The following is a 26060-nucleotide window of genomic DNA, read 5'->3' as shown; positions in this document are numbered from 1 at the left end:
GAAGTGTCACAGGGGCGCGTCTTTGTCCAGCGAGCGTCGCGTCTGCAAGCATTTCGGACCATCCCTGCTCAACCGGATAGCCATCGAAAAAAAGGGGCCCGGAAACCGGACCCCTCCCCTAATTGGTTGCTACGCAAGGTTTAGCGCAGAACCTGTACGATCACACCTGTCTCGGCATCGACCAGAACGGTCTGGCTGTTGATGTTGACGTAGCGCAGACCTTCCTGCGGCACTTCGTAGGTTGTCACGGTCTGGGGGACACCGGCGCCTACGACGACTTCACCATCGAGGTAGACAGTCTCGACCGGGTTGGCCTTGACGAATGTGATGGTCTCCGTGGTCGGTTCGATGACCGCACCACCTGCAACCGCGCCCACAAGCCCGGCAGCGGCGACAGCACCGATCGGCCCGCCGACAACGGCAGCGGCAAGCGCACCGGCTGTGGCACCGGCTGCAACACCTGTATTGGTGTCATTTTCCGTCTGTTCGACGTTTTCGTAGGTCAGCGTCTCCACTTCGATCACCGCGGGGCGTGTGGTCAGGGCGACCGCCTGCTCATCCACGTTCACCGCGAGATAGTCGGAATAAGACCAGCCTTCGTTCCCGTCATAGGTCACCTTGCACCAGCGGCGCTCTTCCAGGCAGCCCTGAATGGCAGCGGTTTCGCCGCCGGGGATCACATCGACAACCTCGAACTGGGGTCCGGGGTCGCTGCGCACATTCAGATCCGTGGCAGCCATGGCTTCGGCAGATTGCGCGAAGACGGGGGCTGCAGATGTCAGGGCGATTGCCGAGATCATTCCAAGTTTCACAATACGCATTTTCTCTTCCTTTCCTTGCGGGGCGCCGGTGTCCCTCATGAACATCCGTATTCAGCGCGCCGCTCGAACAGCAATCGAACGGGCAATCGCGGCACTCGTTCCATGTTATCGGATATCAAATGCGGTACCGGCGGGTAGCGGGCATCCATTCGGCCAAAGCTTGCCGCGAGAGCGGTGAAACCGGCGATTATCAGCCGGCTTTTCGGGCCGCGCCCTGCGCTGGCATTCTCAACGGAACATAAGCGGATTGTGCTCCGCGAGGCTTCAGCTCGGATCGCGCCAGCGGTTCACGATCGGATAACGCCGGTCGAGCCAGAAGGCACCCTTTGTCAGCCGCGGGCCGGGGGCGGACTGATAGCGTTTGTACTCGCTGACATAGATCAGCTTTTCCACCTTCCGCACCGTTTCCCGGTCGTGCCCCGCCGCGACCGCATCCGCCACGGATCCGTCCCGGTCGACGAGAATTTCGAGGATCTCGTCCAGCACGGGGTAATCGGGCAGGCTGTCGCTGTCCTTCTGATCATCGCGCAGCTCGGCCGATGGAGGCTTGTCGATGATGTTTTGCGGTATGACGGCGCCTTCGGGGCCGCTCATCCAGTCGCGGTGGTTCGCATTGCGCCAGCGGCAGGTTTCGAACACCCGCATCTTGTAGAGATCCTTGATCGGATTGTAGCCGCCCGACATGTCGCCGTAGATCGTCGCATATCCCACCGCCACTTCGGACTTGTTGCCCGTGGTCAGCAGCATTTCCCCGAACTTGTTCGACAATGCCATGAGCAACAGCCCCCGCAGGCGGGACTGGATGTTCTCTTCCGTCAGGTCGGGATTGTGCCCTTCGAACAGGGGCGCAAGGGTTTCGGTGATCGCGCTGCGGGCGGGGCCGATGGGAACATAGTCGTAGCGGCAGCCCAGCGCCTTTGCCAGTTCCTCCGCATCGTCCAGCGAACCCTGGGAAGTATATTCCGACGGCAGCATCACGCAGCGGACGTTATCGGCCCCCAGCGCATCGACCGCGATCACAGCGACGAGCGCGGAATCGATCCCGCCGGAAAGGCCCAGCAAGACCTTCGAGAACCCCGTCTTGCGCATGTAATCACGCAAGGCCAGCACCATGACGTGGTAATCCTGCTCCCACTGGTCGGGCAGTTTCGCCGGCTCCTGGGGGACGATCCGCCAGCCCTCCGGTCCGCGTTCAAGGTCGATATGCCGCACCATGGCGTCGAAGGCAGGCATCTGTAACGCCAGCTTGCCGCCCGGGTTGAGCGCGAAGGAGGCACCGTCGAAGACCTGATCGTCCTGCCCGCCCACCATGTTGAGGTAAATGAGCGGCAATCCGGTTTCGACCACCCGGGCCACCATCATGTTGAGCCGCGTCTCCCTCTTCCCGCGGTAATAAGGCGACCCGTTGGGCACCAGCAGGAACTCCGCGCCCGTCTCCTCCAACGTTTCGGCCACGTCCGGGTGCCAGGCATCTTCGCACACGGGGGAACCGATGCGCACGCCATTCACGTCATAGGGACCGCCGAGGGGGGCGGGGTCGAACACGCGGACCTCGTCGAAAACCGTTTCGTTGGGCAACTCGTGCTTGAAGCTCTGATGCGCAATGCGCCCGTCTTTTAGCACGACATAGGCATTGTAGAGGTTCGTGCCCTCGACCCACGGCGCACCGATGGCCAGCGCGGGGCCGTCGGCGCAACGTTCGGCCAGCTTTTCGAGGTGGTTCATCACATCCATCTGGAAGGCGCGCTTCATCACCAGATCCTGCGCGTTGTAGCCTGACAGGAACATTTCAGGCAGCGCGACCAGATCGGCCCCTGTCTCCCGCCCCTCCTGCCAGGCGGCATGGGCAAGGTCGGCGTTCCCCGCAAGGTCGCCGACGGTCGGGTTCAACTGCCCCAGAGTGATGCGGAAACGCTCCGTCATGTGCCGGTCCCTTCGAAATTCCGTGACCGATGTAGCAGATCGCACGACGAGGGAAAGCCCGCCCCCGCCGACGCGCCAAAAGACGATTGCCCAGCCTGCCCCCATTGCTTAGGTTCGGGATGGGCGCCGCAGGGGTGGGGCGGCCCCCCGGAACCGACCATCGCCCGCCCGGTAAAACAGGTTCGCCAATGTCCCTTCGCACGCTGTTCTTCGCATTTTCGCTCTTGCCCCTGCCCGCCCTTGCACAGGACGGCGAGGTGCTGACGAAGCAATACGACGACGGGGGCATATACGAAGGCACATTCCGGGGCGGCCTTCAGCACGGCACGGGCACCTACAAGCTGCCCAACGGGTACGAATACAGCGGTGAATGGGTCGAAGGCGAAATAAAGGGCGAAGGCGTCGCCCGTTTTCCCAACGGGTCGGTCTACGAAGGCAATTTCGCCAAGGGCAAGCCGGACGGTTTCGGCAAGATCACATTCGCCGATGGCGGCACCTATGAAGGCGAATGGGAAGCGGGGGCGATCATGGGCACCGGCGTCGCGCTTTACGCCAACGGCGTGCGCTACGAAGGCCAGTTCCGCAATGCCAAGCATCATGGCAAGGGCGTGATGCAGAGCCCCGGCGGCTACGAATACAAGGGCGACTGGGTCGATGGCGTGAAGCAAGGCGTCGGCACGATCACCTACCCGGATTCCGCCGTCTACGAGGGTGAGATTGCGGATGGCAAGCGCAATGGCACTGGCACGCTGACGATGCCGGACGGGCTGGTCTACGTCGGCCTGTGGAAGGACGGGCAGATCAATGGCACCGGTACGCTGACCCAACCCAACGGGGATGTCTACGAAGGCGACCTCGTCGGGGGGCGCCGCGAAGGCAGCGGCAAGGTCGTCTATGAAAACGGCGACATCTACGAAGGTGAATTCAAGGATGACCGGCGTCACGGCACCGGCGTTTTCACCGGGGCGGACGGCTATCGCTACGAAGGCGACTGGGTCGAGGGCCAGATCGAGGGTCAGGGCACGGTGACCTACCCTGACGGGTCGGTCTATGTCGGCAGTTTCCGCGACGATCTGGCCGATGGTACGGGCAAGATCACCTATCCCGACGGCTCCACCTATGAAGGGGAATGGTCCGCCGGCGTGATCGAGGGCGAGGGCAAGGCTACATACACCAATGGCGTCGTCTACGAAGGCGGGTTCAAGAACGCCCGCAACGATGGGCAAGGCGTCATGACCTATGCGGACGGCTACCGCTACGAAGGCGAATGGAAAGACGGTCAGCGCCACGGCATGGGCAAGGCGACTTATCCCGACGGTACCGTCTACGAAGGCATGTTCGACAACGGGCAGCGCCATGGTCAGGGCTCCATCGTGATGGCCAGCAGCTTCAAATACGAAGGTGAGTGGAATCGCGGCGAGATCGAGGGCCAGGGCGTCGCGACCTATGCCAATGGCGATGTCTATGAGGGGACCTTCAAGGCGGGCAAGAGGCAGGGCAGCGGCACCATGCGTTACGCGACCGGCGAAGAGGCCAGCGGCAGCTGGGAGAACGGCGCGCTGGAAGAAGAAGGCTGAAGCGCGCGCTTTGGCGGAATGGCGGCGCGGGATACCAGCATCACACTCAAACCAGTCACATCACCATCGCGAGGGAGCATCCAATGATCGCGGTTATCTTCGAAGTCTATCCTGATCCGGATCGCCGGACCGAATACCTCGACCTCGCGGCGAAAATGCGCCCCTTGGTCGAACAGATCGACGGCTTTATCTCCGTCGAACGGTTTCAGAGCCTGACCGATCCGGACAAGTTGCTGTCGATCTCGGTTTTCAGGGACGAAGAGGCGCTGGAGGAATGGCGCAAGCTGACGGCCCACCGGGGCGCCCAGCAGCGGGGGCGGGATACCATTTTCCGCGATTACCGCCTGCGGGTTGCCCATGTCCTGCGGGACTACGGAATGAATGAGCGGGACGAGGCGCCTGTCGACAGCCGCGCTGTCCATGATGGAACAGCGAAGGCACAAAGCGCCGCGGGCTAGACTTCCTCGCCCGCGTCCAGCCGCGCCAACCACGCGGTCGCGTCCTTCAGCACGGTTTCCTTGCGGTCCGCGTCCATCCGGTCCCAGGTCGGATACATGTTGCCCATGCGCGAATTCCCCTCGAACCGGTCGCGGTGCCGGTCGAGGAAATGCCAGTAAAGCAGGTTGAACGGGCAGGCCCCCTCGCCCGTTTTCCTGCTGACCTTGTAGTCGCAGGTTTTGCAGTAATCCGACATCCTGTTGATATAGGCGCCCGATGAGACATAGGGCTTTGACGCGATGACGCCGCCATCCGCGAACTGACTCATGCCGATGGTATTGGGGGCCTCCACCCATTCATAGGCGTCGGCGTAGACTTCCAGATACCATTCATGCACCTGCGCCGGGTCCACTCCGGCGAGCAGGGCGAAGTTGCCTGTCACCATCAGCCGCTGGATATGATGCGCATAGGCATGTTTACGGGTCTGGGTCACCGCTTGTGACACGCAATTCATCCGCGTTCCGGCGCCCCAGTAGAAATCGGGCAGATCGCGGGTGTGTTGCAGCGCGTTGCGGGTGGTATAGTCGGGGCCTTCAAGGAAATAGATACCGCGCACATATTCACGCCAGCCGATGATCTGGCGGATGAAACCTTCAGCGGCGTTGATGGGAACATCGCCCGCCTGCCAAGCCTTTTCAGCCGCCTTGCAGACCTCCAGGGGACCCAGAAGGCCGAGATTCATATAAGGCGACAGCAGCGCGTGATAGAGAAAGGGTTCGTCCGTCAGCATCGCATCCTGATAGTCGCCAAACCGCGGTAGGGCGTGCGTCACGAAGTGATCCAACGCCTCGAGCGCCTCTGCCCGCGTCGTCGCCAGTGTGAAAGGTTCAAGGTCCCCGAAATTGTCGCCGAATCGTGCCGCGACCAGCTCGAGCACATCGCGCACAGTTTCGTCAGGTTCGAAAGCCGGGGGTGGCACGAACTTCAGCTCGCCGCCCGCAGGTTTGCGGTTGTCGTGGTCAAAGTTCCACTGGCCGCCCGCAGGATCGTCGCCCTCCATCATCAGGCCGGTGCGGCGGCGCATGTCGCGGTAGAAATATTCCATCCGCAAGGCCTTGCGGCCCTTGGCCCATTCCTCGAACTCCGCGTGGGAGGCGAGGAACCGGTCATCAGGCAGGGTCCGTACCTTGATCGGTGCGTATTTCAGCTTTTCGATGAGCCGCCATTCGCCTGCCTCCGTCATGAGGACTTCGCCCGCCCCTGTTTCTTCGGCGCGGCGCAGCAATTCCCCCACGATGGAGCCGGCGTTGCCCGTATCGTCCAGCAGGGTGTAGCGGATGTCCCAACCCTCGGCCTCCAGTTCCGCCGCGAACTTGCGCATAGCCGAAAAGATCAGCGCGATTTTCATCGGGTGGTGGCGGACGTATTCCGCCTCTTCCATGACTTCGGCCATGACGATGATATCGCCGTCCTTACGGGCTTCGCGCAGGGCGGAAAGACCCGGCGTCAGTTGATCGCCCAGTATCAGGACAAGGCGGCTCACCACGGGACAGGCTTGCCGGCCCAGTCGAAGAATCCGCCGGTATCTTCGGAACGCAGCCCTTCCATCACACGCAGCAGGTTCGCGGCGGCCTCCTCGGGCTTAACGGCCGGATGCCGGCCAAGGTAATTTTCTGTAAATGGCGTCGCCACCGTGCCCGGATGCAGCGAGACGCAGATGCTTTGCGGGTGCGTTCTGGCCAGTTCGATGGCCGCGGTATGGACGATCTGGTTCAGGGCGGCCTTTGCACTGCGGTAGCTTATCCAGCCTCCGATGTGGTTGTCGCCGATGGAGCCGACACGGGCGGACAGCGCCGCCAAAACGGCGCGGCGATCCCGGGGCAGAAGGTCGGGCGCGTGCGCCAGAACCAGCGCAGGCCCCACGGCATTCAGCGCGAACTGGTCCAGCATTGCCTGTTGTCCGACCGCGCGGATCGTCTTTTCCGGCGCAGCGCCTTCGATCTCCAACGCGCCCGTCGCAATCACGATACGCTCAAAGGGGCCGTCCAGCGCAGACAAGTGCCGCTTTACCCCGATTTCGTCCATCAGATCGAAGCCCTCTTCGCGCCGGGAAAACGTGGTGACCATATCGCCCTGCGCCCTGCACGCGCGGGCCAGGGCGCTGCCAATACCGCCGGAAGCCCCGAGGATAAGCGTCTTGCGCGCCAACCCTCAGCGCAGCCCTTTTTCGTGAAGCTCGGCAAGGGCATCGGCGCTCTTATCCGGGCTCACGCCGAGTTTTTCGAGAACCGCGTCCGTCTTGGTGAATTGCAGGTCGCGATATTCAACGACCTGAACCCGATTGCCCCATGGATCGAGGAAATCGACGAAGGGTGTATCCAGCATGCGTCCTCCTGCAGCCTTTACCCTGTCCGGCACGGTGCTGCGGTCGTCGACCACCAACCCGAAATGCCGGGTCTTGTCCGCGGACTGGTCCCGCCCCTCTGCAAGCACGAGGAACTGATCACCCATATCCAGAAAGGCCATGTCTTCTTCGCGGCCCCTCAGGCGGAAAGCGAAGATCGCATGATAGAAATCGAGCGCTGCGGTCAGATCGCCCACTTCGAGAACGATATGATTGAGCCCCACGAGCTTCGGTTTGTGCAGGTCATCCATATCCGGGAGATAGCGGAGGACGAAGGGCCTTCAAGTCCGGACGGCGCGGGGGCAATTTTGCCCTTTTCTTTTCGTGCCGTCTCCGTATCTTGGCGGCCATGAATATGGCTGCTCAACACCACACGTCGATGCGCCCCTGCGCGGCACTGCTGCCGCGTCACACCCTGCTGCTGCTAAGCCGCCTCTGAGCGTGCCGGCCCGGCGCGCCCGCTCAGAGGGATGTGTCGCGCGCCACGAACAACAGCACAGCAGAATGAAAGATCCGACATGACCGATACAGCACATCAAGACCGCGTACTCATATTCGACACCACCCTTCGGGATGGCGAACAGAGCCCAGGCGCCACCATGACCCATGCCGAGAAGCTGGAAATCGCAAGCCTTCTGGACGAAATGGGCGTCGATATCATCGAAGCGGGCTTTCCCATCGCTTCCGAAGGGGATTTCAAGGCCGTCAGCGAAATTGCCCGTCAATCGAAGAACGCGGTGATCTGCGGCCTTGCCCGGGCGCAGATGCCCGACATTGACCGCTGCTGGGAAGCGATCAAACACGCCAATCAACCGCGCATTCATACCTTCATCGGCACCTCGCCGCTCCACCGGGCCATTCCGAACCTCACACAGGACGAAATGGCCGAGCGCATCCACGATACGGTGACCCATGCCCGGAACCTTTGCGACAACGTGCAATGGTCCCCCATGGACGCCACGCGGACGGAACTGGATTACCTTTACCGGGTCGTGGAAATCGCCATCAAGGCGGGCGCCACCACGATCAACATTCCCGATACCGTGGGATACACCGCACCGCGCGAAAGCGCGCAACTGATCGCCAAACTGCTGGAAAACGTTCCCGGCGCGGATGAAATCGTATTCGCCACCCATTGCCACAACGATCTGGGCATGGCGACGGCAAACAGCCTCGCCGCCGTGGAGGCGGGCGCGCGCCAGATCGAATGCACGATCAATGGCCTTGGCGAACGGGCGGGCAATACCGCGCTTGAGGAAGTCGTGATGGCGCTGAAAGTGCGCAATGACATTATGCCTTACGAGACGCGCGTCGACAGCACCAAGATCATGAACATCTCTCGCCGGGTCGCCGCCGTCAGCGGCTTTGCCGTGCAGTTCAACAAGGCGATCGTGGGCAAGAACGCCTTTGCGCATGAAAGCGGTATCCATCAGGACGGCATGCTGAAAAACGCCGAGACGTTCGAGATTATGCGCCCCGAAGACGTGGGCCTGACCGAAACCAACATCGTGATGGGCAAACATTCTGGCCGCGCGGCGCTGCGGTCAAAGCTTGAGAACCTCGGCTATGAGCTTGGGGACAACCAGCTCAAGGACGTCTTTGTGCGGTTCAAGGAACTGGCCGACCGCAAGAAGGAAATCTACGAGGACGACCTTGTCGCGCTGATGCGGACATCGACCGACCCTGAAAACGAGCGCCTTAAGCTCGTTTCCATGACGGTCGTCTGCGGCACGGAAGGGCCCCAGAAGGCCGAGATGGTTCTGGATGTCGACGGCACGGAACAAAGCACCAGCCAGACCGGCGACGGGCCTGTCGACGCGGCCTTCAACTGTATCAAGGCGCTCGTGCCCCATACGGCGCGGCTGCAGCTTTATCAGGTGCATGCCGTGACAGAGGGCACGGATGCGCAGGCGACCGTATCGGTCCGGATGGAGGAAGACGGCCGCATCGTGACGGGCCAGTCCGCCGACACCGATACCGTGGTGGCCTCCGTCCGGGCCTATGTCCATGCGCTGAACCGCTTGCTGGTGCGCCGCGAAAAGGGCGGCACCGACAAGCGCGAAGTCAGCTACAAGGACGTGAGCTGAGGCTCCCTCGCCCATGAAAACAAGCCTCCGCGCCGATCGCGCGGGGCCTTCGTCTTTGGGCAGGACAAACCTCTTAACGATAGGGGTTCTTCGGTCCCCGATCTTCGCTGAGCGACGCCTGTGACCGCTCCACGATCAGCGCGCTCGCATCCGCAAGATGCTGGCGCTCTATGTGGTGATCCCCGGCGGCCACGCGTATCTTGTGCGCTTCCAGCATCACTTCAGCATGGCTGGACCCGCGGGGCGGGATGAAAGCGTAGCAGGCCAGTTCGATCAGTAGACCCAGCGGATCCTTGAAATAGATCGAGTGCATGAAACCGCGATCCTTCACGCCCGAGTTTCCGATCCCGCGCTCTTCGAGGCGGTCGAGCACCTGGTCGAACATGGCGCGGTCCACTTCGAAGGCGATGTGATGCACGCAGCCCGGGTCCATGGGCGTGCGGTTGTGCATGGCGCGGCGATTCTCATTCGTGAAGATGGTGATGAGACGACCGTCGCCGGGATCGAAATAAAGATGCCCTTCGTCCGGATCGTCAAGGTTCGGCTGGTCGAAGATGAAAGGCATGCCTAGCACCCCTTCCCAGAAGTCGATGGAGCTTTGCCGGTCGGCGCCTGTGAGCGTAATATGGTGTACGCCAAGCGATTGTATCTTTTTCATGTTCCTCGTCTCCTTCACACCGGGGGCAATCGCGGTTCCCCTCAGCATAGCGCACCGGCAACATCGTGCCACCCTGCCACTTTGCCCCCCCTTTCACCCGGAGGCGGTCCTGCCTATAAGGGCGATCAGCCCGCTCCGGTCGGAGTTCCGGGCCGATGAGAATTTTGCAAGGTTTTTTGCCCGATGTCGCTTCTAGGAAATTTGCACGGCCTGTTCTCCTCCGACATGGCAATCGACCTCGGAACGGCGAACACATTGGTCTACGTCAAGGGGCGTGGCATCATCCTGAGCGAACCGTCGGTGGTGGCCTACCACGTCAAGGACGGCGTCAAGAAAGTGCTCGCGGTGGGTGAGGACGCCAAGCTGATGCTGGGCCGCACCCCCGGCTCCATCGAGGCGATCCGCCCCATGCGCGAAGGCGTCATCGCGGACTTCGACACCGCCGAGGAAATGATCAAGCATTTCATCCGCAAGGTGCACAAACGCTCGACCTTCTCCAAGCCCAAGATCATCGTTTGTGTGCCCCATGGTGCCACACCGGTGGAAAAGCGGGCGATCCGCCAGTCCGTGCTTTCCGCGGGCGCACGGCGCGCGGGGCTGATCGCGGAACCCATCGCGGCGGCCATCGGCGCGGGCATGCCCATCACCGATCCCACCGGTAACATGGTGGTGGATATCGGCGGCGGTACCACCGAAGTGGCGGTCCTGTCCTTGGGTGACATCGTCTACGCCCGCTCCGTGCGCGTCGGTGGCGACCGGATGGACGAGGCGATCATCAGCTACCTGCGCCGGCAGCAGAACATCCTTGTGGGTGAAACGACCGCCGAACGGATCAAGACCTCCATCGGTACGGCCCGGATGCCCGACGACGGGCGCGGTACCTCCATGCAGATTCGCGGGCGCGACCTTCTGAACGGCGTGCCGAAGGAAATCGAGGTGACACAGGCGCAGATTGCTGAAGCCCTTGCAGAACCCGTGCAGCAGATCTGCGAGGCCGTGATGACGGCGCTCGAGACCACTCCGCCCGATCTGGCCGCCGATATCGTCGATCGGGGCGTGATGCTCACCGGTGGCGGGGCATTGCTGGGTGATCTGGACCTCGCCCTGCGCGAGCAGACCGGACTGGCCATTTCCGTCGCGGATGAACCGCTGAACTGCGTGGCACTGGGGACCGGCAAGGCGCTCGAATACGAAAAGCAGCTGCGTCACGCCATCGATTACGACAGCTGAACATACCCTTACCCCATCCCGGATGGCGGCAGGACTGCCCTGCCTGAACCCCGGGCAGGAGGATCGCCAGAATGGCAAAGGACCGTAACAGTTCCAGCGACTACACCGGCCCCCTTCGCCGGTTGCTGATGACGGTTCTGATACTGGCGCTGGGGGCCATCTTCCTCGTCTGGCGCATCGACAGCCCGCGGGTTGAACGCTTCCGCGCGCAGATCACCGACCGCGTGGTGCCCAACCTCGAATGGGCCATGGCCCCCGTGACCGGCACCGTGAACCTGTTTCGGGATTTTCAGAGCTACCAGCGGCTTTCGGAACAGAATCAGGAGCTGCGCAGCGAATTGCGCCAGATGCAGGCCTGGAAGGAAGCCGCCCTGCAGCTGGAGCAGGAAAACGCGCGCCTGCTGGACCTCAACAACGTGCGGCTCGATCCCCGGCTGACCTATATTACAGGGGTCGTGCTCGCCGACAGTGGCTCGCCCTTTCGCCAATCCGTCCTGCTGAACGTCGGCAAGCGCGACGGGCTGGTGGATGGATGGGCCACCATGGACGGCATCGGCCTTGTGGGGCGCATTTCGGGCGTGGCCGAAAATACCTCACGGGTCATCCTGCTGACCGATGCCTCCAGCCGCATACCCGCCATCATCCAGCCATCGGGGCAACGGGCCATCATCGCGGGGGACAATTCGCCCGCGCCGCCGGTGGACTTCCTCGAAAACCCGGATCTCGTCCGCCCGGGCGACAGGGTCATATCCTCGGGCGACGGGGGTGTCTTTCCGGCGGGTGTGCTGATCGGTCAGGTCGCCGCCGATCCGGGCGGGCGGCTGCGCGTCAGGCTCGCTGCCGATTACGAGCGTCTTGAATTCCTGCGGGTCCTTCGCCACCTCGGCAATGAAACCGTCCCACAGGATTCGCAGGTCGTGGGCGCAAGCGAAGGCGGCGCGGATTTCATCGGGCCGCGCCTCCCCGACAGTGACAGCGACAGGCAATGATAGATAAATCCGTCACGAGAATCTGGATCATGCGCGGCACCTTCGTGCTGCTTGCGCTGACGATCCTGTTCTTCAACCTGTTGCCCCTTCAGACAACCCCGCGGACATGGGCAGGCCCCGACCTGCTGCTCGGTTTTGCCTTTGCATGGGTATTGCGCCGCCCGGACTACGTCCCGCCCCTTTTGCTGGCGGGCATCTTCCTGCTGAGCGACCTGCTGCTGCAGCGCCCCCCCGGGTTGTGGTCCCTGCTGGCACTTCTGGGGTGCGAAAACCTCAAGGGGCGCATCCGCAACCTGCGCGATTCCACCTTTGCGGCAGAATGGGTGGCGGTAGCCGTGGTGACCACGATGGTGCTGATGGGCAATCGGCTCATTCTCGCGATCGTGATGGTACCCGTCCCTTCCCTGACACTGAGCCTTTCCGAACTCGGGGCCACTCTGTTATCCTACCCCTTGATTGTCCTCGTGACCCACGGCGTTCTGGGGGTCCGCCGCCCGACGACCACGGATCTCGATTCCATGGGCTACCGCGCATGAACAGGAACCGCCCCGTATGAGACGCAACCGCGCCGAAATCGATGCCAGCCATGGCAAGCTGACCCGCCGGGCCGCCCTTCTGGGTGGCGCGCAACTGCTGTTCATGGGCGGGCTGGCCGCGCGGATGCGGTATCTGCAGGTCGATCAGGCCGACCAGTTCCGCCTTCTGGCGGAGGAAAACCGCATCAATATCAGGCTCATCCCGCCCGCGCGGGGCGAGATTTTCGACCGCAACGGGCGACGGCTGGCGCAGAACGTCCCAAGCTACCGGATCGTGCTGGTGCGCGAAGACGCAGGCGACGTGGAAGCGGTGCTGGACCGGCTCTCTACCCTTGTTGAACTAGACGCAGAAACGCGCGAACGGGTCATTGCGGAGGTCAACCGTTCCGCCCCCTTCCTGCCGGTGACGGTGCTGGAAGACGTCTCGTGGGACGATGTCAGCCGCGTCTCCGTCAACGCCCCCGCCCTGCCCGGCATCACGCCGGAGGTGGGCCTGGCGCGTGTCTATCCCCGCGGTCAGGATTTCGCCCATGTCGTCGGTCGTGTGGGCCGGGTGAGCCAAGCGGATCTCGACGCGCTCGAAGACCCGGATCAGGTTCTGCGCATTCCGCGCTTCCAGATCGGCAAGATCAATGTCGAGGCCCGCGAAGAAGCCGTGCTGCGCGGGTCTGCCGGTACCAAGCAGGTGGAGGTTAACGCCACGGGCCGGGTGATGCGGGAGCTTTCGCGCCGCGAAGGCCAATCGGGTGCGGACCTGCAGCTGACAGTGGATGCGCATCTGCAAGGCTACGTGCAGGCCCGGCTCGATGGGGAAAGCGCCGCTGTCGTGGTGATCGACTGTGAAAGCGGCGATCTCGCGGCCATTGCCTCTGCCCCCAGCTACGATCCCAACCTCTTTATCGGCGGAATCTCTTCGGCGGACTACAACCCGCTGCTCAACTCCGAATATCGCCCGCTGGTGAACAAGACGGTGCAGGGCACCTATCCGCCCGGCTCTACCTTCAAGATGATGACGGCCATGGCCGCGCTGGAAGAAGGCCTGATCGGACCGGAAGACACCGTGTACTGCCCGGGCCACCTCGAAGTGGCAGGCCGCCGCTTTCACTGCTGGAAACGCACCGGCCATGGCCGGGTGAACCTCGAAAACTCGCTAAAGCAGTCTTGCGACGTCTATTACTACGACCTTGCCGTGAAAGTCGGCATCGAAAAGATCACCGCGATGGCGAACCGCTTCGGTTTGGGTATCAAGCACGAATTGGCGCTCAGCTCCGTCGCTGCAGGTCTCACCCCCACCATGGCGTGGAAGCTTTCCACGCGGGGCGAGGCATGGCGGGTGGGTGACACTGTCAACTCCTCCATCGGGCAGGGCTTTACCCTGGCCTCCCCGCTGCAACTCGCGGTGATGACAGCCCGGCTCGCCACAGGCCGGGAGGTGACGCCCCGGCTGGTGAAATCCGTCGACGGCGTCGAACGGCCCGACGGTCTGGGGGCCGCGCTCGACATGAACCAGAACAACCTCAACAAGATGCGCAAGGCGATGCACGACGTGGTCAACGACCGCCGGGGCACCGCCTATCGCAGCCGCATCATCGCCGAAGATATGCGGATGGCGGGCAAGACCGGCACCAGCCAGGTGCGCAACATTACCGCGGCGGAGCGGGCCCGGGGCGTGACCAAGAACCAGGATCTGCCCTGGAACCGGCGCGACCACGCGCTCTTCGTCTGTTTCGCCCCCTACGAGGCACCGCGCTACGCCATGTCGGTGCTTGTCGAACATGGCGGGGGCGGCTCCACCGCAGCGGCGCCTATCGCCCGCGATGTCATGCTCCAGGCGCTGGCGGGCGGCGACCCGCCGCTGGAGGCCTACCCGCAGGGCGACCGGGAGCGTATCGCGGAACAGCAGGAAAGGCTGCGCGCCCTGCGGTTCGGCACCGACGGCCGCGCGAGGGACCGCGCGTGAGCTATCTTGAATACACGGTAAAGTCGGTTCCCACAGGGCTGCGCAAGATCCTGTTCCTGAACTGGCCGCTCGCCGTATTGCTTGCCGCAGTGGCCGGTGTCGGCTTTCTCATGCTTTATTCCGTCGCGGGCGGCAGCTTCACCCCCTGGGCCGAGCCGCAGATGAAACGCTTCGCCCTCGGGTTGGCGCTGATGATCGCGGTTGCCATGGTGCCGATCTGGCTCTGGCGCAATCTGGCGGGGCTGGCCTATGCCATATCGGTTGCACTGCTGCTCGCGGTGGAGCTTTTCGGAACTGTGGGCATGGGCGCCCAGCGCTGGATCGATATCGGCTTCATGCGTCTGCAGCCTTCGGAACTGATGAAGATCACCATGGTGATGTTTCTCGCCGCCTATTACGACTGGCTCCCGGCGCGAAAGACCTCCCGCCCCTTCTGGGTTCTGCTGCCGGTGATCATGATCCTGCTGCCGACGGCTCTGGTTCTGAAGCAGCCGGACCTCGGCACGGCGATCCTGCTGCTTACGGCGGGCGGTGGGCTGATGTTCCTTGCCGGGGTGCACTGGGCCTATTTCGCGGTCGTCGCCTCTGCTGGGATCGGCCTGATCACGGCGGTTTTCGAAAGCCGGGGCACGCCATGGCAACTGCTGAAAAACTATCAGTACAGGCGGATCGATACCTTTCTCGATCCCAGTTCGGACCCGCTTGGCGCAGGGTATCACATTACTCAGTCGAAAATTGCTCTGGGTTCCGGCGGATGGACAGGCCGGGGGTTCATGCAGGGCACGCAATCCCGCCTCAACTTCCTGCCGGAGAAACATACCGACTTCATCTTCACCACACTGGCGGAGGAGTTCGGTTTTGTCGGGGGCATCTCGCTTCTCGCGCTCTATGCGCTCATCATCCTGTTCTGCATAGCCTCGGCGATGCTGAACCGGGATCGCTTCGCCTCCCTGCTGACGATGGGGATCGCGTTGAACTTCTTCCTCTTCTTCGCGGTCAACATGTCCATGGTCATGGGACTGGCCCCCGTGGTCGGTGTGCCACTGCCCATGGTGAGCTATGGCGGCTCCGCGATGCTGGTGCTGTTGCTGGCCTTCGGGCTGGTACAATCGGCCCATGTCCACAGGCCCCGTTGATGGCGGTGAATGTCCTTTTCGCGGCCCGGCCCGATCGCTGGGAAACCTACGCCGCCCCGCTGCGCGATGCCTTTGCCCGTGCCGGGGTCGATGCCCATCTTGCGACCGACATGCCCCCGGCAGAGGTGGACTACATCGTTTACGCCCCGAACAGTCCCCTGCAGGTTTTCACGCCCTATACGCGCGCCAAAGCGGTGCTGAACCTCTGGGCAGGCGTGGAAGACATCATCGGCAATCCCACGCTCGCAATTCCACTGGCACGTATGGTGGACCCGGGACTGACCCGTGGCATGGTCGAATGGGTCACCGGCCACGTCATGCGCCACCATCTCGGCATGGATGCAGACATCACGCGGAGCGATACGGAATGGGAACCGCATACTCCTCCGCTGGCTTACGAACGCAAGGTGACGATCCTCGGCCTCGGGGCCTTGGGGCGGGCTGCGGCGGAAACGCTGGTCTCGCTCGGCTTTGACGTCACCGGATGGTCCCGGACGGAAAAGACACTGCCGGGGATAACCTGCCTGTCAGGCGAAGGCGGCCTCGATAAGGCGCTGGAAACGGCGGAAATTCTCGTCCTCCTGCTGCCCAACACCGCCGATACGGAAAATCTGCTGAACGCGAAGCGGATCGGAATGCTCCCCCGCGGGGCCTTCATCATCAACCCCGGGCGCGGTGCGCTGATCGACGACGAAGCGCTGCTTTCGGCGCTTGACGAAGGCCATATCGCCCATGCGACGCTCGATGTTTTCCGCACCGAACCCCTGCCGGCAGAGCATCGCTACTGGTCGCACCCCCGGGTCACGGTGACACCCCATATCGCCGCCGAGACCCGCGCCAACACCGCCTCCGAAGCGATTGCCGAGAATATACGCAGGGGAGAAGCGGGCGAGACGTTTCTGCATCTGGCGGACCCGTCCCGCGGCTATTGATGGAATGAGTATTTGAACAAAGGGTGAAGAGGGGAAACAGGCCCCTTCACCCTTTTCCAAATACTCATTCCGCCGCCGCCGCCAGCCCCCGACCCCGCAGAAGAGCAGCCGCATCGGGGAGGCGACCGCGAAACGCGGTGTAGAGTTCCGCGGCATCCACGCTGCCACCCCGGGTCAGGATATGGCCTTCTAGCCGTTCGGCCATTGCCGGATCGAAGGGGCCGCCCGCTTCTTCAAAAGCCTCGAAGGCATCGGCGTCCATCACCTCTGACCACATGTAGCTGTAGTATCCGCTGGAATACCCGTCGCCGGAAAAGACATGGGCGAACTGGGGTGTGGCATGGCGCATGGTAATGGCCTCGGGCATTCCGATGGCTTCCAGCACTTCGGCCTGACGCGCCATCGGGTCCTTCGGGGCGGAACCGTCGTGAAAATCGAGGTCAACAAGCGCGGAGGCGATATATTCGACCGTCTGGAATCCCATGTCGAAGGTCGCGGCGCCCAGAACCTTCTGCAACAGTTCCGGGGGCATGGCTTCGCCCGTGCGGGCATGGATCGCATATTCCTGAAGGACCTCGGGCACTTCCAGCCAATGTTCATAGAGCTGGCTTGGCAGTTCGACGAAGTCACGTGCGACGGAGGTGCCCGATACGCTTTCATAGGTCACGTTCGACAGCATCTGGTGCAGAGCATGTCCGAATTCGTGAAACAAGGTGCGCGCATCGTCATAGGACAGCAGCGCCGGATCGCCTTTTGCGAAGTTGCAGACGTTGATGACCACCGGCGACTGGATATCCGGGTATTTCGCCTGCGACCGCATCGCAGAACACCACGCGCCCGAACGTTTCGAGCCGCGGGCGAAATAGTCGCCGATGAAGACAGCGACATGCTCCCCTGCGCGGGTCACGTTCCATGCGCGGCAATCGGGATGGTAGAGCGGCACATCAAGGGGGGTAAACTCCAGTCCGAAGAGCCGGGTGGCCACGCCGAAGGCCGCATCGATCATCCGCTCCAGCTGGAAGTACGGCTTCAACGCCGCCTCATCGAGGTCATGTTCCTTCGCGCGCCGTTTTTCCGCGTAGTAGCGCCAGTCCCACGGGGCCAGATCGTCGTTAATGCCGTCGTCCCGCATCATCCCGCTCAGTACTTCGGCATCCGTTTCGGCCTGCGCGCGGGCAGGTTTCCAGACCTCCATCAGCAGGTCGCGGACCGCCGACGGCGTGCCCGCCATTTCGGTTTCCAGCTTGTAGGAGGCAAAGCTGTCGTAGCCCAGCAGATGCGCGCGCTCTTCCCGCAGGGCGAGGATCTCCGCCGCGATGGCGCGATTGTCCGTCTCGCCCCCGTTGGCGCCGCGGGCGGCCCATGCCTTGAATGCGGTTTCGCGCAGGTCCCGCCGGGGGGAAAACTGAAGGAAGGGCACGATCAGCGAGCGCGACAGCGTGACCACCGGCCCGGGCGCGTCCCGTTCCGCCCCCGCCGACCGGGCTGCATCAACCACGAAATCCGGCAGCCCGTCGAGATCGCCTTCCTGCAGGGTCATGTACCAGTCGCGTTCATCCGCGAGCAGGTTCTGCGTGAAGGTGGTCCCAAGCGTGGCGAGGCGGCCCTTGATCTCTTTCATCCGCGCATCCTCCGCCCCGGTAAGGGCCGCACCGGCCCTCACGAAGCCCCGATGGGTCAGCATCAGGACGCGCTGCTGTTCTTCGTCGAGGTCGAGCGTATCGCGCTTATTCCAGACGTCTTCGACCCGGGCGAACAGCTTCTTGTTCGCGGATATCTCTGCAAAATGCGCCGCCAGCCGGGGGGAGAACTCCCGCTGCAGTGCCTCGCGCCGGGGGTTGCTGTCTGCCCCGGCCACGGTGAAGAAAACGCCAAGCACCTTGTCCAGGGTTTTGCCTGCGCCTTCCAGGGCTTCGATCGTATTGGCAAAATCGGGCCTGCTCTGCGCTTCGGCGATGGCGTCGATTTCCGCCTTGTGGCGTGCGAGCGCTTCGTCGAAGGCGGGGGCGAAATCATCGTCGGAAATGCGGTTGAAGGGTGCGATGCCGAAAGGCGTGTCCCAGTCCTGCAGAAGTGGATTGCTCATGACGTTCTCCTTTGTCCCTAGCTAGGGGCCCCGCACAGGGGTTGCAATCGTCCGGCGCAGGCATGACGGTCAGCGCATATTTACAAGGAGGTGAGATATGACCCATCGCAACAGCTTTACCGGTGAGATGACCCGCGCGATCCACGCAGGCGAAGGGCCCGATCCCACAACGGGCGCCTCCGCCCCGGCGATCCATATGTCCTCCGCCTTTGTCAGCGACAGCGTATCGGGCTTTTCCGCTCATGATCTGACGGACGAATCGCCCTACGCCTATGCCCGCTGGGGCAACCCGTCGGTTCATCTGCTGGAGCGCAAGATCGCGGCCTTGCAGGGCACCGAAGACTGCCTGTGTACCGCATCGGGGATGGCGGCGGCGACGGCGATCATGCTCACCTTTCTCAGCAAGGGCGACCATCTGCTGATCTCCGATGTCTCCTACGCAGGGGTGGCCGAACTGGCCCGCGACACGCTTCCCCGTTTCGGGATCGAGGTCACGCCGGTGGACATGTCCGACCTCGACGCCGTTCGCGAAGCGATGCAGACGAATACGCGGCTGGTTCATGTGGAAAGCCCGGTGAACCCGATCATGCGTCTGGCGGATGTGGCCGCCATTGCGAAAATCGCCCATGACGCAGGGGCACTACTTTCCTGCGATGCCACGTTCTCTTCCCCGCTGGGGATGGATAGCAATGCGCTCGGCGTCGATCTGGTGATGCATTCCACCACGAAATACATGGGCGGGCACGGGGATGCCGTCGGTGGTGCGGTCGCCGGCTCGCGGGAGTTGGTGAAGCAAATGCGTCTGGAGGCATCCATCCACCATGGCGGTATCCTGTCCCCCTTCAATGCGTGGCTCATTGCGCGGGGGGCGTCCACCCTGCCCTTGCGGATGAAGGCGCATCAGGCGGGTGCCATGGCGGTGGCGGAATGGCTTGAGAACCAGTCCAGCGTGACCAAGGTGATGTATCCCGGGCTACCGTCCCACCCCCAGCACGATCTGGCGAAGCACCAGATGAAGAACTATTCAGGCATGCTGAGCTTTCAGGTCGGCGACGTTGCTACAGCGGAACGGCTGGCTCAAACCATGATCGACAAGTTCGAGGTCATCCATTACGCGGTTTCGCTTGGTCATCATCGCAGCCTTATGTTCTGGATGGAGACTGAAGGCCTGATGGAGACGTCTTTCCGCCTGTCAGGCGCGGCGCTCGACAGCTACAGGGATTTCGCGGGGGACGGTATTTTCCGCATGTCCGTAGGACTGGAAGACCCCGAAGACCTGATCGCCGATCTTGCCAAGGTTCTGTGATACCGCGGCTAACAGGCAAAGGGCGCCCGTGTAGGAGCGCCCTTTTTTCATGGATGAAAGGTTGGATTAGGGCCGCACGTAGGCGTAGCCCTCTTCCTGCAGTTCGATCAGGCGCACCACGCCCGAGGTAACCATATTCGCCTCTTCCATCATGGGGATGTCCTGCCCCGCCTTTTCGCTCATGGCGCGGTGGGTATTGCCGCAGGCCGCAAAGGTCAGGGACGGTATTTCAAGCGACATCACGGAGATACGCTGCTCCACAGGGCTCTTGCCCGGGATCAGCATGTTGAGGCCGGGGCCATATGTCACGATCTCGATGATGACCTCATCGCCCTGGCTTTCATAATAGCTGTGGACGTTGGCGGCGTTGTTCAGCGCCATGTTCATCACCTGGGGGTCGTTCTCATCCACGTGAATGGCAACCTTGTGGGTCACACCCTCGGCCCATGCCGCGACGGGGGCCAGCACCATTGCGGCGATCATCAAAAGTTTTCTCATCGTATTTTCCCTAGGTTGTTCGTTAACCAACATAGCACAACGCAACGCTGGCGCTTTCAAATTGTGGCGAGATCACCGCAGGTCGCGCAATCGGGGCGTCGCTCGATACCGATGGTGCGGCTTTCGCCGTATAGCGCATCGTAGATCACCATTTGCCCGCGCAGCGGTGTACCCGCGCCCGTGATCAGCTTGATCGCCTCTGCCGCCATCATGGCGCCGACGACCCCCGGCAACGGTCCCAGGACGCCTGCCTCCGCACAGGAGGGCGCAAGATGGGGGGCGGGAGCTTCGGGGAAGATGCATCGATAGCAGGGTGCGTCGCGGGCGGGGTCAAACACGGAAAGCTGCCCCTCCCACTGCGACAACGCGCCGGAGATCAGCGGAACCCGCGCTTTCACGCAGGCTGCGTTCACCAGATAGCGTGTCGCGAAATTATCCGTCCCGTCGAGAACCAGATCGTAATCCGCCAGCAGATCGGCGGCAATTTCTTCGGTGAACCGGCGATGGTAAGGCCGTACCGTAACGAAAGGGTTCTGCGCCGTCATTTCCGCTTGGGCGGAAAAGACCTTTGGCGTTCCGATCGCGGCATCCTTGTGGATGACCTGCCGTTGCAGGTTCGCGTTCTCGACCACGTCGTCGTCGATCACGCCGATTGTGCCGACACCGGCGGCCGCGAGGTATTGCAGCGCGGGCGCGCCCAGACCCCCGGCGCCCACCACAAGCACGCGCGCCTTTTTCAGTGCCTTTTGCCCCGGGCCACCCAGTTCGCGCAGCACGATATGCCGGGCATACCGGTTCAATTCGGTTTCCGAAAACTGGTCCGACGCTGGCGTCGTTCCCACCGGGGTAACGCTGCCCGTGGCGCGCTGGCGCAGCCCGCCCAGCAATCGGCGGTAGCCCCAAATCAACAGCACGGCCCCGCCCAGAAGGAGCCAGAGCGCGGCAGAGCCACCCGTGGCTTCGCGCAGCGGATGGCCATCGGGGAACAGCAGGTTCACCCCCAAAAGCGAAAGATAGAGAAGCGCGAGGAGGGAAAGCCTCAGGTTACGCGGCGCTCCGACCGCGGCGCCGCCGAACCAGATCGCCGCCCCCAGTATGGCCGCCAGCAGCATCAGCGTACCCCGGTGGAGCCGAACCCGCCCTGCCCGCGCGGCGTCCTGTCCAACGTCTCCACCACCGCAAAGCGGGCGCGGGTCACGGGCGCGATGACAAGCTGCGCGATGCGCATTCCATGGGTCACCTCGAAGCTTTCATCGCCCCCATTCATCAGGATGACGCCCAAGGGGCCGCGATAGTCACTGTCTATGGTGCCGGGCGCATTTGGCAGCATGATCCCATGGCGCAGCGCCAGGCCGGACCGAGCACGCAACTGGCCTTCATAGCCCGGCGGGATCGCCAGCCGCAGCCCGGTGGGGATCAGCGCCCGCGCCCCGGCTGCCAGTTCGACGGGTCGGCCCTGTGGCAGGTTGGCCCGCAGGTCCGCCCCGGCGGCGCCTTCGGTTTCATAGGAGGGCAAGCCCAGCGCCCGATCAGCGCCCTCTTCCCAGCTGAACGCCACGCAGATCGTTCCCCCGCCGCCTTCGGACCCGGACAGCATCAGGCCAGAGCCCCGGCGATACGTTCCGCCAACCTGCGCGCCACGGCGTCCTTGCCCATGCGCGGCCAGTCTTCGGAGCCCTCGGCGGTGATGAGCGTCACGGCGTTTTCCGTGCCACCCATGATGCCCGTTCCCGCGGAGACATCATTGGCGACGATCCAGTCGCAGCCCTTGCGCAGCCTTTTCGCGGTGGCATTGGCCTTCACGTCATCCGTTTCGGCGGCAAAGCCCACCACCAGCGATGGCCTGTCCGATGTCATGGCACTCACTCCTTTCAGAATGTCCGGATTTTCCCCGAATTCGATCTTCGGCAAACCGTCCTTCGATTTCTTCAGCTTGCGCTGCTGTGCTCCGACGACATGCCAATCAGCCACGGCGGCGGCAAAGACCGCCGCATCGGCAGGCAGCGCCCCTTCCACCGCGCGGGACATCTGTAGCGCTGTCTCTACGCGGATGACCTCCACCCCCGCGGGCGGAGGTACGGTCGCGGGGCCGGTGACGAAAACCACCTGCGCACCCAGATCGGAAAGAGCCTTGGCGATGGCCGCCCCTTGCGCGCCGGACGACCGGTTGGCGATGTAGCGTACCGGGTCGATCGGCTCATGCGTCGGGCCGGAGGTGACGATGATGCGCCGTCCTTTCAGGGGCCCCTCGCCAAGCCGTGCCTCGATCGCCGCGACGATGTCGAGCGGCTCGGCCATCCGGCCCGGGCCGTATTCGCCACAGGCCATGTCGCCTTCGGCCGGGCCGACGAAGGCAATACCGTCTTTCTTCAATGTTTCGGCATTGCGCCGGGTCGCGGCATGTTCCCACATGCGCACGTTCATCGCCGGTGCAATCAGTACGGGCGTATCCGTCGCCAGCAGAAGCGTGGAGGCAAGATCGTTCGCCTGCCCCTGTGCCATCTTGGCCATCAGATCAGCTGTTGCTGGGGCGACAACCAACAGGTCCGCACTGCGGCTCAACTGAATGTGCCCCATCTCTGCCTCATCCCCGAGGTCAAACAGATCGCGGAAAACCTTTTGCCCGGCCAGCGCAGATACCGACAGCGGCGTAACAAACTCGGCCCCGGCAGCGCTAAGCACGGGCGTTACGCGGGCACCGCGTTCCCGCAGACGGCGGATCAGGTCGAGCGATTTGAACGCAGCGATGCCGCCCCCGATGATCAGGAGGATATGTTTGCCTGTCAGCATGGCGCGCCCTTCGTGCGGTTCGTCCGGCAGACCATAAGGCGCAAGGCTCGGTATCGCCAGCCCTACCGAAGGGCAGAAAAACCAAAGGCATGCGCCTTTCGGTCCGCATGCCTTCGTACTCGTTAAGCCCGGAGTTCCTTCAACCGAGGAAGTGAAGAACCTCCGTAGACTGTTTTTCGAGCGACTTTCGCATCTTGCCGAATGCCGCCGCCTCCAGCTGGCGCACGCGTTCCTTGCTGAGGTTCAATTCCTCACCAAGGCTTTCCAGCGTGCGCGGCTGATCCCGCAACTTGCGTTCCCGTACGATGAACTGCTCACGCTCGTTGAGCGCCTGCATGGCTGCCAGCAACCATGCGCGCAGCTGCGCCGTATCGTGGCGCTCCTCAACCTGCTCCGCCGCCTGCGCGCCCTCGTCAATCAGCGCGTCGATCCACTGACGGCCCTCATCCTCGGATGATTGCGTCGCGTTCAGCGAATAATCGGAGCCTGAAAGGCGGCCTTCCATCATCTCGACATCATGCAGCGGCACACCGATTTCCGTGCTGATCAACTGGCGCAACTGGTGGCGGTCCAGCGTTTCACCGGCGGCGGCCGCTTCACGTTCCAGCCGCGCCTGAACGCGCCGCATGTTGAAGAAAAGCGATTTCTGCGAGGAGGTGGAGCCGGTACGCACCATGGACCAGTTGCGCATGACGTGATCCTGAATGCTCGCCTTGATCCACCACACGGCATAGGTCGAAAAGCGAACGCCGCGATCCGGGTCAAATTTGTCAGCGGCCTTCATCAGGCCCAGACCCGCTTCCTGGATAAGGTCGTTCATCGGCGCGCCATACCGCTTGAATTTCGATGCCATGGAAATGGCGAGCCGCATGTATGCCGTGATCAGCCGATGCAGCGCCGCCTCGTCCCGCTCATCACGCCATGCATAGGCGAGCTTCAGTTCGGTTTCCGCGTCCAGCAGCTCCGCTTTCATCGCAGTGCGGGTAAGCGAAAATTCCCGAGCCGTCTGTAATGTCATCTGATAATCCCCCTGAAACCGCCAGTGCATCTTGTTATGGTCTGTCGGGATAGATACGCAGAACCCGGCTATTTGGTTCAAATATTTGGCAGGTGGATGTTGCCCCACGGAACACTTGTACTAGGAGGCGCGGCTTCGGGTAAATCGGAGTATGCGGAAAACCTGTTTCATAACAGCGAGTTGAACCTGATTTACCTGGCGACTGGGCAGATCTTCGACGCAGAGGTAGCAGAGCGGGTAGAAACGCACCGCGCGCGCCGAGACGCCCGCTGGCTGACGATCGAAGCACCGTTCGACCCCGGCGCGCCGCTTGCCAACCTGTCGGAAGAGGACGGCGTGCTCATCGATTGCGCGACCATGTGGCTCAGCAACCTCATGATGGAAGACCGGGACGTTGCCGCCGCGCAGAATGACCTGCTCGGACATCTGGGTGCCTGCCGTGCCCGGTGGGTGGTCGTCAGCAACGAGGTCGGTCACGGTATCGTTCCCGAAAATGCACTCGCCCGCCGTTTCCGCGAGGCACAGGGCCGATTGAACATCGCGCTCGCCGCGCAGGCGAACAGGGTGGTGCAGGTCATCGCGGGCCTTCCGCGGGTGTTGAAGGACGAAACGGGGAAAGCATGATGCAGACATGGCACTGGGTGCGGCACGGGCCGACCCATGAACGCAATTTCGTCGGCTGGCGGGACGTGCCCGCAGACCTGTCCGACCTGCGAATGCTGGAACGCCTGTCGCGATTGCTGCCCCAGAAGGCGGTGCTGGTATCGTCCGACCTGCAAAGATCCAGTGCCACCGCGGATGCCATCGCCACCCCCGCCCGCATACGCCTGCCGGACAGGAAAGACCTGCGGGAACTGCATTTCGGCGAATGGGACGGATTGCACCACAGCGAAGTGTCCCGACGTGACCCGGAACTGTCCCGCGCCTATTGGGAAACGCCCGGCGATGTCGTAGCGCCGGGTGGCGAAAGCTGGAACGAGGCCGCCACCCGGGTGAACCGTGCCGTGGACGCGATTTGCGAGGAGCAAAGTGCCCGCCACGTCATCGCCGTAGCGCATTTCGGCGTGATCCTGACACAGGTGCAACGCGCGCTCGGCGTCCGACCGGAAGAGGTGTTCAAACATAAGATCGACAACCTCTCGGTCACCGCGTTGCATCACGACGGGCAGCGCTGGTCTGTCGGTGCGATCAATACGTTGCCCTGAGGGCCGGTTAATACATTCTCAACCATCCCGTCCCTAGGCTATCGCTGAAAAAACAGGGGGGCACGATGGTTTCTCGGGCCTATACAGTGGCTTTCCTTGGGGTAGAGGCACGTCTGGTCGAAGTGCAATGCGCGGTCACGGCGGGGCTGCCGGCGTTTTCCATCGTGGGGTTGCCGGACAAGGCCGTTTCCGAAGCGCGGGACCGGGTGCGGGCGGCGCTGTCGTCCATGGCGATTGCGCTTCCTTCGAAAAGGATCACCATCAACCTCAGTCCTGCGGACCTGCCGAAGGAGGGCAGCCATTTCGATCTGCCCATCGCGGTCGCCTTGCTGGCAGCACTCGAAGTCCTCCCCGCCGATGTGACTGAAAGCGTTGTCTCGCTGGGCGAGCTATCGCTCGACGGGACGCTGGTGCCCGTCGNGCGATNGCTCGCCCAGCGAGACAACGCTTTCAGTCACATCGGCGG

Annotated in this window: 25 protein-coding genes; 13 read left to right on the top strand and 12 right to left on the bottom strand. The window is 62.8% G+C overall.

The window, feature by feature from the left end; all coding sequences use genetic code 11:
- Positions 1 to 140: 140 nt before the first annotated feature.
- Together A3728_RS08515 and A3728_RS08510 are read right to left on the bottom strand one after the other, a co-directional pair.
- Positions 141 to 821 carry a DUF1236 domain-containing protein gene (locus tag A3728_RS08515; protein WP_067922174.1) on the bottom strand — a complete coding sequence of 227 codons (681 nt, stop codon included), beginning with the start codon at positions 819 to 821 and terminating at the stop codon, positions 141 to 143.
- A 264-nt stretch (positions 822 to 1085) separates the two neighbouring features.
- Complete coding sequence (locus A3728_RS08510; RefSeq protein WP_067922171.1) at positions 1086 to 2744, bottom strand: NAD+ synthase; 1659 nt, start codon at positions 2742 to 2744, stop codon at positions 1086 to 1088.
- Between the two features lie 188 nt (positions 2745 to 2932).
- Between A3728_RS08510 and A3728_RS08505 the strand changes: the two genes are divergently transcribed.
- Positions 2933 to 4321: a 2-isopropylmalate synthase gene (locus A3728_RS08505; protein ID WP_067922169.1), complete on the top strand. Its 1389-nt coding sequence runs from the start codon at positions 2933 to 2935 to the stop codon at positions 4319 to 4321.
- An 83-nt stretch (positions 4322 to 4404) separates the two neighbouring features.
- Entirely contained in the window at positions 4405 to 4779 is a 375-nt protein-coding gene (locus tag A3728_RS08500; RefSeq protein ID WP_067922166.1) for an antibiotic biosynthesis monooxygenase family protein, read from the top strand.
- Here the strand turns inward: A3728_RS08500 and A3728_RS08495 are convergent.
- Genes A3728_RS08495 through A3728_RS08485 form a run of 3 tightly spaced genes read right to left on the bottom strand, consistent with a single transcriptional unit; the run spans position 4776 to position 7414 of the window.
- Positions 4776 to 6302: a cryptochrome/photolyase family protein gene (locus tag A3728_RS08495; protein WP_201722271.1), complete on the bottom strand. Its 1527-nt coding sequence runs from the start codon at positions 6300 to 6302 to the stop codon at positions 4776 to 4778. The genes A3728_RS08500 and A3728_RS08495 overlap by 4 nt on opposite strands.
- The gene (locus A3728_RS08490; protein ID WP_067922146.1) at positions 6299 to 6967 is read right to left on the bottom strand and encodes an SDR family NAD(P)-dependent oxidoreductase; all 669 of its coding nucleotides are present in this window, start codon (positions 6965 to 6967) and stop codon (positions 6299 to 6301) included. The genes A3728_RS08495 and A3728_RS08490 overlap by 4 nt, the downstream gene beginning before the upstream one ends.
- A 3-nt stretch (positions 6968 to 6970) precedes the next feature.
- Positions 6971 to 7414: a VOC family protein gene (locus A3728_RS08485; protein ID WP_067922143.1), complete on the bottom strand. Its 444-nt coding sequence runs from the start codon at positions 7412 to 7414 to the stop codon at positions 6971 to 6973.
- A gap of 267 nt (positions 7415 to 7681) precedes the next feature.
- Here A3728_RS08485 and A3728_RS08480 point away from each other — a divergent pair, with 267 nt between their 5' ends.
- Positions 7682 to 9250, top strand: coding sequence for a 2-isopropylmalate synthase (locus A3728_RS08480; RefSeq protein WP_067922140.1), 1569 nt, complete (start codon positions 7682 to 7684; stop codon positions 9248 to 9250).
- 73 nt (positions 9251 to 9323) lie between these two features.
- On the opposite strand, the gene A3728_RS08475 is transcribed toward A3728_RS08480, so the two are convergent.
- A complete protein-coding gene (locus A3728_RS08475; protein WP_067922133.1) occupies positions 9324 to 9908 on the bottom strand; it encodes a VOC family protein in 585 nt (194 codons plus the stop codon).
- Between the two features lie 183 nt (positions 9909 to 10091).
- On the opposite strand from A3728_RS08475, the gene A3728_RS08470 reads away from it, so the two are divergent.
- From A3728_RS08470 to A3728_RS08445, 6 genes are all read left to right on the top strand, one after another.
- Positions 10092 to 11138, top strand: a complete 1047-nt coding sequence (locus A3728_RS08470; RefSeq protein ID WP_067922130.1) for a rod shape-determining protein — start codon at positions 10092 to 10094, stop codon at positions 11136 to 11138.
- Between the two features lie 71 nt (positions 11139 to 11209).
- Entirely contained in the window at positions 11210 to 12127 is a 918-nt protein-coding gene (gene mreC / locus A3728_RS08465; RefSeq protein WP_067922125.1) for a rod shape-determining protein MreC, read from the top strand.
- Positions 12124 to 12663 carry a rod shape-determining protein MreD gene (locus A3728_RS08460; protein ID WP_067922122.1) on the top strand — a complete coding sequence of 180 codons (540 nt, stop codon included), beginning with the start codon at positions 12124 to 12126 and terminating at the stop codon, positions 12661 to 12663. Before mreC ends, A3728_RS08460 begins: the two co-directional genes overlap by 4 nt.
- A 16-nt stretch (positions 12664 to 12679) precedes the next feature.
- Complete coding sequence (mrdA, locus tag A3728_RS08455; RefSeq protein ID WP_067922119.1) at positions 12680 to 14623, top strand: penicillin-binding protein 2; 1944 nt, start codon at positions 12680 to 12682, stop codon at positions 14621 to 14623.
- The gene (gene rodA, locus A3728_RS08450) at positions 14620 to 15759 is read left to right on the top strand and encodes a rod shape-determining protein RodA (RefSeq protein WP_067922116.1); all 1140 of its coding nucleotides are present in this window, start codon (positions 14620 to 14622) and stop codon (positions 15757 to 15759) included. The genes mrdA and rodA overlap by 4 nt, the downstream gene beginning before the upstream one ends.
- Positions 15759 to 16691 (top strand): 2-hydroxyacid dehydrogenase, encoded by a 933-nt coding sequence (locus A3728_RS08445; RefSeq protein ID WP_067922113.1) that lies wholly within the window; start codon positions 15759 to 15761, stop codon positions 16689 to 16691. The genes rodA and A3728_RS08445 overlap by 1 nt, the downstream gene beginning before the upstream one ends.
- 64 nt (positions 16692 to 16755) lie before the next feature.
- Here A3728_RS08445 and A3728_RS08440 read toward each other — a convergent pair whose 3' ends face one another.
- Positions 16756 to 18777 (bottom strand): M3 family metallopeptidase, encoded by a 2022-nt coding sequence (locus A3728_RS08440; protein ID WP_067922110.1) that lies wholly within the window; start codon positions 18775 to 18777, stop codon positions 16756 to 16758.
- A gap of 97 nt (positions 18778 to 18874) precedes the next feature.
- Here A3728_RS08440 and A3728_RS08435 point away from each other — a divergent pair, with 97 nt between their 5' ends.
- Positions 18875 to 20083: a trans-sulfuration enzyme family protein gene (locus A3728_RS08435; protein WP_067922107.1), complete on the top strand. Its 1209-nt coding sequence runs from the start codon at positions 18875 to 18877 to the stop codon at positions 20081 to 20083.
- Between the two features lie 66 nt (positions 20084 to 20149).
- Here the strand turns inward: A3728_RS08435 and A3728_RS08430 are convergent, their stop codons facing one another.
- From A3728_RS08430 to A3728_RS08410, 5 genes are all read right to left on the bottom strand, one after another.
- A complete protein-coding gene (locus A3728_RS08430) occupies positions 20150 to 20581 on the bottom strand; it encodes a DsrE family protein (RefSeq protein ID WP_067922104.1) in 432 nt (143 codons plus the stop codon).
- A 56-nt stretch (positions 20582 to 20637) separates the two neighbouring features.
- Entirely contained in the window at positions 20638 to 21693 is a 1056-nt protein-coding gene (locus A3728_RS08425; protein WP_067922101.1) for a HesA/MoeB/ThiF family protein, read from the bottom strand.
- Positions 21693 to 22178: a dUTP diphosphatase gene (dut, locus tag A3728_RS08420; RefSeq protein ID WP_067922099.1), complete on the bottom strand. Its 486-nt coding sequence runs from the start codon at positions 22176 to 22178 to the stop codon at positions 21693 to 21695. The genes A3728_RS08425 and dut overlap by 1 nt, the downstream gene beginning before the upstream one ends.
- Positions 22178 to 23371, bottom strand: coding sequence for a bifunctional phosphopantothenoylcysteine decarboxylase/phosphopantothenate--cysteine ligase CoaBC (coaBC, locus tag A3728_RS08415; RefSeq protein ID WP_067922096.1), 1194 nt, complete (start codon positions 23369 to 23371; stop codon positions 22178 to 22180). The genes dut and coaBC overlap by 1 nt, the downstream gene beginning before the upstream one ends.
- A gap of 139 nt (positions 23372 to 23510) precedes the next feature.
- Positions 23511 to 24389: an RNA polymerase factor sigma-32 gene (locus A3728_RS08410; protein ID WP_067922189.1), complete on the bottom strand. Its 879-nt coding sequence runs from the start codon at positions 24387 to 24389 to the stop codon at positions 23511 to 23513.
- Between the two features lie 36 nt (positions 24390 to 24425).
- Here A3728_RS08410 and cobU point away from each other — a divergent pair, with 36 nt between their 5' ends.
- The 3 genes from cobU to A3728_RS08395 form a co-directional block, all read left to right on the top strand.
- Positions 24426 to 25013 (top strand): bifunctional adenosylcobinamide kinase/adenosylcobinamide-phosphate guanylyltransferase, encoded by a 588-nt coding sequence (gene cobU / locus A3728_RS08405; RefSeq protein ID WP_330220269.1) that lies wholly within the window; start codon positions 24426 to 24428, stop codon positions 25011 to 25013.
- Positions 25013 to 25594, top strand: a complete 582-nt coding sequence (locus A3728_RS08400) for a histidine phosphatase family protein (RefSeq protein WP_067922186.1) — start codon at positions 25013 to 25015, stop codon at positions 25592 to 25594. The genes cobU and A3728_RS08400 overlap by 1 nt, the downstream gene beginning before the upstream one ends.
- Before the next feature lie 65 nt (positions 25595 to 25659).
- Positions 25660 to 26060, top strand: a 401-nt coding sequence (locus A3728_RS08395; RefSeq protein WP_330220268.1) for a magnesium chelatase domain-containing protein, incomplete at its 3' end; no start/stop codon positions are given.

This window comes from Sulfitobacter sp. HI0040, from assembly GCF_001634885.1.
In the GTDB taxonomy this organism is placed as follows: domain Bacteria; phylum Pseudomonadota; class Alphaproteobacteria; order Rhodobacterales; family Rhodobacteraceae; genus Sulfitobacter.
The sequence above is the reverse complement of the archived record's forward strand: the minus strand, read 5'-3'. Positions and strand labels throughout refer to the sequence as shown.

What these genes read in the sequence shown, in the direction of transcription:
- A3728_RS08515 (WP_067922174.1), bottom strand. Translation starts at nt 821, where the DNA reads ATGCGTATTGTGAAACTTGGAATGATCTCGGCAATCGCCCTGACATCT.
- A3728_RS08510 (WP_067922171.1), bottom strand. Translation starts at nt 2,744, where the DNA reads ATGACGGAGCGTTTCCGCATCACTCTGGGGCAGTTGAACCCGACCGTC.
- A3728_RS08505 (WP_067922169.1), top strand. Translation starts at nt 2,933, where the DNA reads ATGTCCCTTCGCACGCTGTTCTTCGCATTTTCGCTCTTGCCCCTGCCC.
- A3728_RS08500 (WP_067922166.1), top strand. Translation starts at nt 4,405, where the DNA reads ATGATCGCGGTTATCTTCGAAGTCTATCCTGATCCGGATCGCCGGACC.
- A3728_RS08485 (WP_067922143.1), bottom strand. Translation starts at nt 7,414, where the DNA reads ATGGATGACCTGCACAAACCGAAGCTCGTGGGGCTCAATCATATCGTT.
- A3728_RS08480 (WP_067922140.1), top strand. Translation starts at nt 7,682, where the DNA reads ATGACCGATACAGCACATCAAGACCGCGTACTCATATTCGACACCACC.
- A3728_RS08475 (WP_067922133.1), bottom strand. Translation starts at nt 9,908, where the DNA reads ATGAAAAAGATACAATCGCTTGGCGTACACCATATTACGCTCACAGGC.
- A3728_RS08470 (WP_067922130.1), top strand. Translation starts at nt 10,092, where the DNA reads ATGTCGCTTCTAGGAAATTTGCACGGCCTGTTCTCCTCCGACATGGCA.
- mreC (WP_067922125.1), top strand. Translation starts at nt 11,210, where the DNA reads ATGGCAAAGGACCGTAACAGTTCCAGCGACTACACCGGCCCCCTTCGC.
- A3728_RS08460 (WP_067922122.1), top strand. Translation starts at nt 12,124, where the DNA reads ATGATAGATAAATCCGTCACGAGAATCTGGATCATGCGCGGCACCTTC.
- mrdA (WP_067922119.1), top strand. Translation starts at nt 12,680, where the DNA reads ATGAGACGCAACCGCGCCGAAATCGATGCCAGCCATGGCAAGCTGACC.
- A3728_RS08445 (WP_067922113.1), top strand. Translation starts at nt 15,759, where the DNA reads ATGGCGGTGAATGTCCTTTTCGCGGCCCGGCCCGATCGCTGGGAAACC.
- A3728_RS08440 (WP_067922110.1), bottom strand. Translation starts at nt 18,777, where the DNA reads ATGAGCAATCCACTTCTGCAGGACTGGGACACGCCTTTCGGCATCGCA.
- A3728_RS08435 (WP_067922107.1), top strand. Translation starts at nt 18,875, where the DNA reads ATGACCCATCGCAACAGCTTTACCGGTGAGATGACCCGCGCGATCCAC.
- A3728_RS08430 (WP_067922104.1), bottom strand. Translation starts at nt 20,581, where the DNA reads ATGAGAAAACTTTTGATGATCGCCGCAATGGTGCTGGCCCCCGTCGCG.
- A3728_RS08425 (WP_067922101.1), bottom strand. Translation starts at nt 21,693, where the DNA reads ATGCTGCTGGCGGCCATACTGGGGGCGGCGATCTGGTTCGGCGGCGCC.
- dut (WP_067922099.1), bottom strand. Translation starts at nt 22,178, where the DNA reads ATGCTGTCCGGGTCCGAAGGCGGCGGGGGAACGATCTGCGTGGCGTTC.
- coaBC (WP_067922096.1), bottom strand. Translation starts at nt 23,371, where the DNA reads ATGCTGACAGGCAAACATATCCTCCTGATCATCGGGGGCGGCATCGCT.
- A3728_RS08410 (WP_067922189.1), bottom strand. Translation starts at nt 24,389, where the DNA reads ATGACATTACAGACGGCTCGGGAATTTTCGCTTACCCGCACTGCGATG.
- cobU (WP_330220269.1), top strand. Translation starts at nt 24,426, where the DNA reads ATGGTCTGTCGGGATAGATACGCAGAACCCGGCTATTTGGTTCAAATA.
- A3728_RS08400 (WP_067922186.1), top strand. Translation starts at nt 25,013, where the DNA reads ATGCAGACATGGCACTGGGTGCGGCACGGGCCGACCCATGAACGCAAT.